Genomic DNA, 5,906 nt, shown 5'->3' on the forward strand with positions numbered 1-5,906 from the left:
ACCTATACACCTATACACCTATACACCTATACACCTATACACCTATACACCTATACACCTATACACCTATACACCTATACACCTAACGATGTTAATTTAGGATAATCATGAGTCAATCACAACAGCTTCAACAACTAAAAAAGCAGCTTTGGAATATTGCCAACGACCTACGCGGTAAGATGGGTGCAGATGAGTTTCGGGACTACATACTAGGATTTATTTTTTATAAATACTTATCGGATAAGTTCATCCGTTTTGCCAATAATATCTTGGCTGAAGAAGGCGAGGGCTTTGATAATTTTGCAAGTTTTGATATCGGTAATCCTGATCATCTTGAATATATCAATGAAGTCAAAGAAAATGCTATTGATGAGATCGGCTACGCGCTATCGCCCAATCAGTTGTTTCACCAACTGGCCAAACGCGGCAAACAAGACCAGGCGTTTATCCTCGATGATTTAGCTGACACGTTAAAAGCCATCGAGCAGGGCACATTAGGCACAGACTCAGAAGAAGATTTTGCCAACCTATTTGAAGACATAGATCTTACCTCAACCAAGCTTGGCAACAGCCCTGATGACCGCAATGAGCTGATCGTCAAAGTGCTAAGCCACCTAGATGCCATTGATTTTGATCTTAGTAACACCGAAAGCGATGTGCTAGGTGATGCTTATGAGTATCTGATCGGTGAGTTTGCCAGTGGCGCAGGCAAAAAAGCGGGAGAGTTTTACACGCCGCAGATGGTATCCACGTTACTTGCCAAAATCGTCACCAGCGGCAAGGACACCATAAGCTCAGTCTATGACCCAACGTGTGGCTCGGGTTCTTTGCTGCTGCGCGTCAAGCGTGAGGCGAATGACGTAGATAGAATCTACGGTCAAGAGATGAACCGCACCACCTATAACTTGGCACGCATGAATATGATTTTGCATGGCGTGAACTTCACCAAGTTTGATATCAAACAAGAAGACACGCTCAAGCGTCCACAGCACGTTGGAATGCGCTTTGATGCCATCGTGGCCAATCCGCCATTTTCAGCGCACTGGTCGGCTGATCCCTTGCTGCTTCAAGACGAGCGCTTCTCAGACTATGGCAAACTTGCGCCCAAGACCAAAGCCGACATGGCGTTTGTCCAGCACATGCTGCATCACTTAGACGATGACGGCACAATGGCAGTGGTATTGCCGCATGGTGTCCTATTTCGCGGTTCAAGTGAGGGCGATATTCGTGAATACATCATTAAAAACCTTAACGCCTTAGACGCAGTGATTGGACTCCCTGCTAATATCTTCTACGGCACCAGTATCCCGACCTCTGTTTTAGTCTTTAAAAAGAACCGCAAGCACAATAACGAGGTCTTCTTTATCGATGCCAGTGACTGCTTTGATAAGCAAAAAAATCAAAATATGCTGCTGCCCGAGCATATCGACACCATCATCAAAACCTATCAAGCGCGTGAAAATGTCGATAAATTCGCCCATGTCGCCTCTTTAAAGGACATTAGCGAGAACGGCTATAATCTCAACATTCCGCGTTACGTGGACACGTTTGAGGCTGAGCCTGAAGTGGATCTCGCAGCCGTTGCCAAGGCATTGCAAGATTTAGAAAAAAAGAGCCAAGCAACTAATGCTACCATCAACGACTTTTGTAAAGAGCTGGGCATCAAATCGCCTTTTAAAGCAGCGCTATAGGGCAAAGATAAGGATACGATGATATGGCAACGCCAAAATTGCGGTTTAAAGAGTTTGATGGGGATTGGAAAGCACTAAACTATAAAGACGTTTTAAATATAAAGTACGGTAAAGATCATAAAAAACTGAATAGCGGTGATATTCCAGTATTTGGAACGGGCGGCGTAATGCGTTATGTCGATCAGTTTTTACATGATGGCGAGAGCATATTAATTGGGCGTAAAGGTACTATTGATAGCCCTAAATACGTGAACGAGAAGTTTTGGACAGTCGATACTTTGTTTTACACCGAAATCAAAGAACAAGCAGTGCCAAAATTTGTTTATCAGCATGCTTTACAAGTGAACTGGTTAAAACTTAACGAAGCAACTGGCGTACCCAGCCTAAACACGAAGTCAATTAATAATGTGGCTATAAACCTACCACCTTTAGAAGAACAAACCAAAATCGCTACATTCCTATCCGCTGTCGATACTAAGATCGACGAGCTGACCCAAAAGCATGAGCTGTTAGGCGAGTATAAAAAAGGCATAATGCAACAGCTTTTTAGCCAAAAACTGCGCTTTAAAGCGGATGATGGTAGTAATTTTGAAGATTGGGATGATATAACACTAGGTGAGATTGCTTCAAAAAGCTTAGTAAAAAATAAAGATGAAAGTATCGCTGAAGTTCTAACAAACTCTGCTACTCAGGGAGTTATTAAACAAAGTGATTATTTTGAAAGAGAAATAGTAACCACTTCAAATTTAAAGGGTTACTACGTGGTTGAGATGGGTGACTTTGTATATAACCCAAGAATTTCATCTCAAGCGCCTGTAGGGCCAATCAAGCGTAATAAACAGTGCTTAGGTGTCATGTCACCTCTATACACCGTCTTTACTATTAATGAAGGTGATATAAATTACTTAGAATACTTCTTCGAAAGTAGTGTTTGGCACGATTATGTTAAGAGTGTGTCTAATTCAGGGGCAAGGCATGATCGAATGAATATCAAGAATCAAGATTTTTTTGATATGCCTATTCTATATCCTTGTTTAGCAGAACAAACCAAAATCGCCAACTTCTTAACCGCTATTGACCAAAAAATTGATAACGTTGCCGAGCAAATCGACCACGCCAAAACGTGGAAAAAAGGCTTATTACAGCAGATGTTTGTATAAGGTATAACATGACTGAGCAAAGTGAGTACCAACTCGAAGACAGCCTAATGACGCAAATGCAGGATTTGGGTTATGAGCGCGTTACCATTACCACCGAGGCGGCACTCCTTGCCAACCTAAAGACGCAAATCGTCCGCGCCAATCAGCTGGATCAGCCATTATCTGATGATGAGTGGAAGCAAGTTATCAGTCATCTTGGCAGTGGCAGCGCCTTTGAGCGTGCCAAAAAGCTGCGCGATAAGTTCAACGTCAAATTCGATGATGGCAGCTCACGCCATATTCAGTTTTTTTGGCCAAACGCTGATGACAACATTTGGCAGCTGAGCAATCAGATTATGGTTGACCACAGCAGCCAAAACGGGCGCACCAGTCGCTTTGACGTCACCATCTTGGTTAACGGCTTGCCCCTAGTGCAAATCGAGCTTAAGCGCCGTGGCGGCATCGAGATTGCCGAGGCATTCCATCAGACCATGCGTTACTCAAAAGCCGCCTACAAGGCAGGACATGGCTTATTTGAGTTCGTTCAGCTGTTCGTCATCAGTAATGGCGCAAACACGCGCTACTATGCCAAAGGCACTCAGCACTTTAATTTTACCTTTCCCTGGGCGGACAGCGACAACAAACCGATCAATGAAATCGTTGATTTTGCTGAGGTGTTTTTAACCCCTACGCATTTAACCGAGATGATCGCTCAGTTTGTCGTGCTCTATGAGTACTCCAAGACCATGATGGTGCTCAGACCCTATCAAGTCCATGCCACCAAGCGCTTAATTGAGCGCGCCACCGCCTCAGACAAAAACGGTTATATTTGGCATACCACAGGATCAGGCAAAACGCTGACCTCATTTAAAGCCAGTCAAATCATCATGGGGCTACCCGATGTCGAAAAGGTGGTGTTTGTTGTCGATAGAAATGATTTGGACACCCAAACCGCCAATGAGTTCAACGCCTTTAAAGACGGCAGCGTAGACAGTACCACCAACACCAAAAACTTAGTCAAGCAGCTCGGCGAGACCCACGACAAGCTGATCGTCACCACCATTCAAAAGCTCAACCGCGCTATCAAATCAGAGCGCCATCAAGAAAAAATCCGCTACTTACAAGACAAAAAAGTCGTCTTTATCTTTGATGAATGTCACCGCAGCCAATTTGGTGAAACGCACCGAAACATCAAACGCTTTTTTCAACAATCGCAGATGTTCGGTTTTACAGGCACACCCATATTGATTGACAACGCTCACAACAAAGCTGGGCTTAAGCTCACTACCGCCTACCTATTTGATGAGTGCTTGCACCGCTACACCATCGTGGATGCCATTCGTGACAGAAACGTGCTGCCCTTTCAGATTGACTATGTGGGTAAATTCACCAAAAACGACAGTGCTGCCGATGAAAAAGTCACCGCCATTGACACTCAAGAGGTCTATAACGACCCTAAACGCATTGATGATATCGCTCGCTATATCATCGAAAAGCATGACACCAAGACCAAACGCCGCGAGTTTAACGCCATATTTTGCGTCAGCTCCGTTGATATACTCACGCAGTACTACGACGCTTTTGAGCGTATTCAAGCGCAAAAGCAAGCCGATGACCCTACATTCAAGCCACTCACCATTGCTACGATATTTTCTTATGCGGCCAACGAAGCGACCGATGCCAGTTTCGAAGACAATGGGCTCATTGCAGAGTCCAGCTTTGAAACCCCTGCCCAAATTGATGAGAGCAGCCGCGACAAGTTAGATCGCTACATTGGCCAATACAATCATACATTCGCTACAAACTTTGATTCAGGCAAGAACTACTATCCTTACTATCGTGATATCGCCACCAAAGTAAAACAGCGCAAGATCGATATTCTGATCGTCGTGAACATGTTTCTGACAGGATTCGACGCCAAAACCTTAAATACGCTATACGTGGATAAGAACCTAAAGTACCATGGTCTGGTACAAGCCTTCTCACGCACCAACCGTATCTATAACGATAAAAAGCCCTTTGGTAATATCGTCTGCTTTCGTAACCTAAAGCAAAACACCGACGACGCTCTAGCCCTGTTTGCCAACAAGCAAGCGAAAGATATCGCCGTCATTCCTGAAATGCATGAGCTACGAAAGCACTACGATCAAGCCGCTAAGACCCTTTTAGACATCTGCGCTGATTATAAGGCCGTTGATACACTAGAGACTGAAGATGAGCAGTTAGCATTTATCAAAGCCTTTCGTGAAGTGATGCGCTATAACGAGCAGTTAGGTACCTTCGTAGACTACGACCAGGCTGATACAGATCTGAATAAAGAAGACTTCGCCAATTTTGCCAGTAAATATATAGACCTATACCGCAACATTCGCACCCAGAACAAGAATAGCCAGGATAAAACCTCAATACTCGATGACATCAACTTTCAGATTGAAATGCTACATAGCGATCGTATCAATGTCGGCTACATACTAGAGCTACTCAAGCAAGCCAATAAGCAGCAAGACGATGGCAACGAAGAGAAGGCAGCCCAGTACCAAGCCCAGGTGAACGATTTAATCATGAATGAGCCGACCTTCCGCGACAAGCAAGAGCTTATCCAAAAGTTCATCAAGGAGCAGATGCCTAAAATGCCAGATGGTCAGACAGTAGAGGAGGCTTTTGCACACTTTTGGGACGTAGAGAAGGAGGCTGCGTACCAAGAGCTATGTAAAGATAACAATCTGAAAGCCGATGTCATGCAAGAGATCCTCAGAAAGTATAAGACTAGCAAGCGGCTACCTGACCGTAACGAAGTGAAAGCGCTACCTAACTATAAAGTTAAGCTATTTGAGCGCAAACCCCTTCACGAGCGACTCATGAGCAAGACTCGTGACTTTATCCAGAAGTTTTATGCTGATATGTAGAGCCTTTCCCAAACTCTGTGCAACTGCACTTTAACCTAAACCCATCACCAGGGCATCATGGTCAATACACGTTGGCCATTTATGTAATAGCTCATCAGCATCAAAACCTTCTCAGGGGGCAGAGTCAGCTCTTTAGTTGTTCCATTGAGATGAGTTATGCAAGTGATATC

At 44.3% G+C, this 5,906-nt stretch carries 3 protein-coding genes; all 3 read left to right on the top strand.

Annotated features, from left to right (window positions below; genetic code table 11):
• Nucleotides 1–107: 107 nt before the first annotated feature.
• From ACS8FD_RS12730 to ACS8FD_RS12740, 3 genes are read left to right on the top strand one after another with little or no spacing between them, the layout of a single operon-like run.
• On the top strand, nt 108–1,691 hold the full coding sequence (locus tag ACS8FD_RS12730) for a type I restriction-modification system subunit M (protein WP_439263627.1): 1,584 nt from the start codon (nt 108–110) through the stop codon (nt 1,689–1,691).
• A 23-nt stretch (nt 1,692–1,714) separates the two neighbouring features.
• Nucleotides 1,715–2,851: a restriction endonuclease subunit S gene (locus ACS8FD_RS12735; protein ID WP_439276180.1), complete on the top strand. Its 1,137-nt coding sequence runs from the start codon at nt 1,715–1,717 to the stop codon at nt 2,849–2,851.
• Between the two features lie 8 nt (nt 2,852–2,859).
• Nucleotides 2,860–5,736 carry a type I restriction endonuclease subunit R gene (locus ACS8FD_RS12740; protein WP_025643893.1) on the top strand — a complete coding sequence of 959 codons (2,877 nt, stop codon included), beginning with the start codon at nt 2,860–2,862 and terminating at the stop codon, nt 5,734–5,736.
• The last annotated feature ends 170 nt before the right edge of the window (nt 5,737–5,906 follow it).

This window comes from Psychrobacter sp. 1U2 (assembly GCF_051847575.1).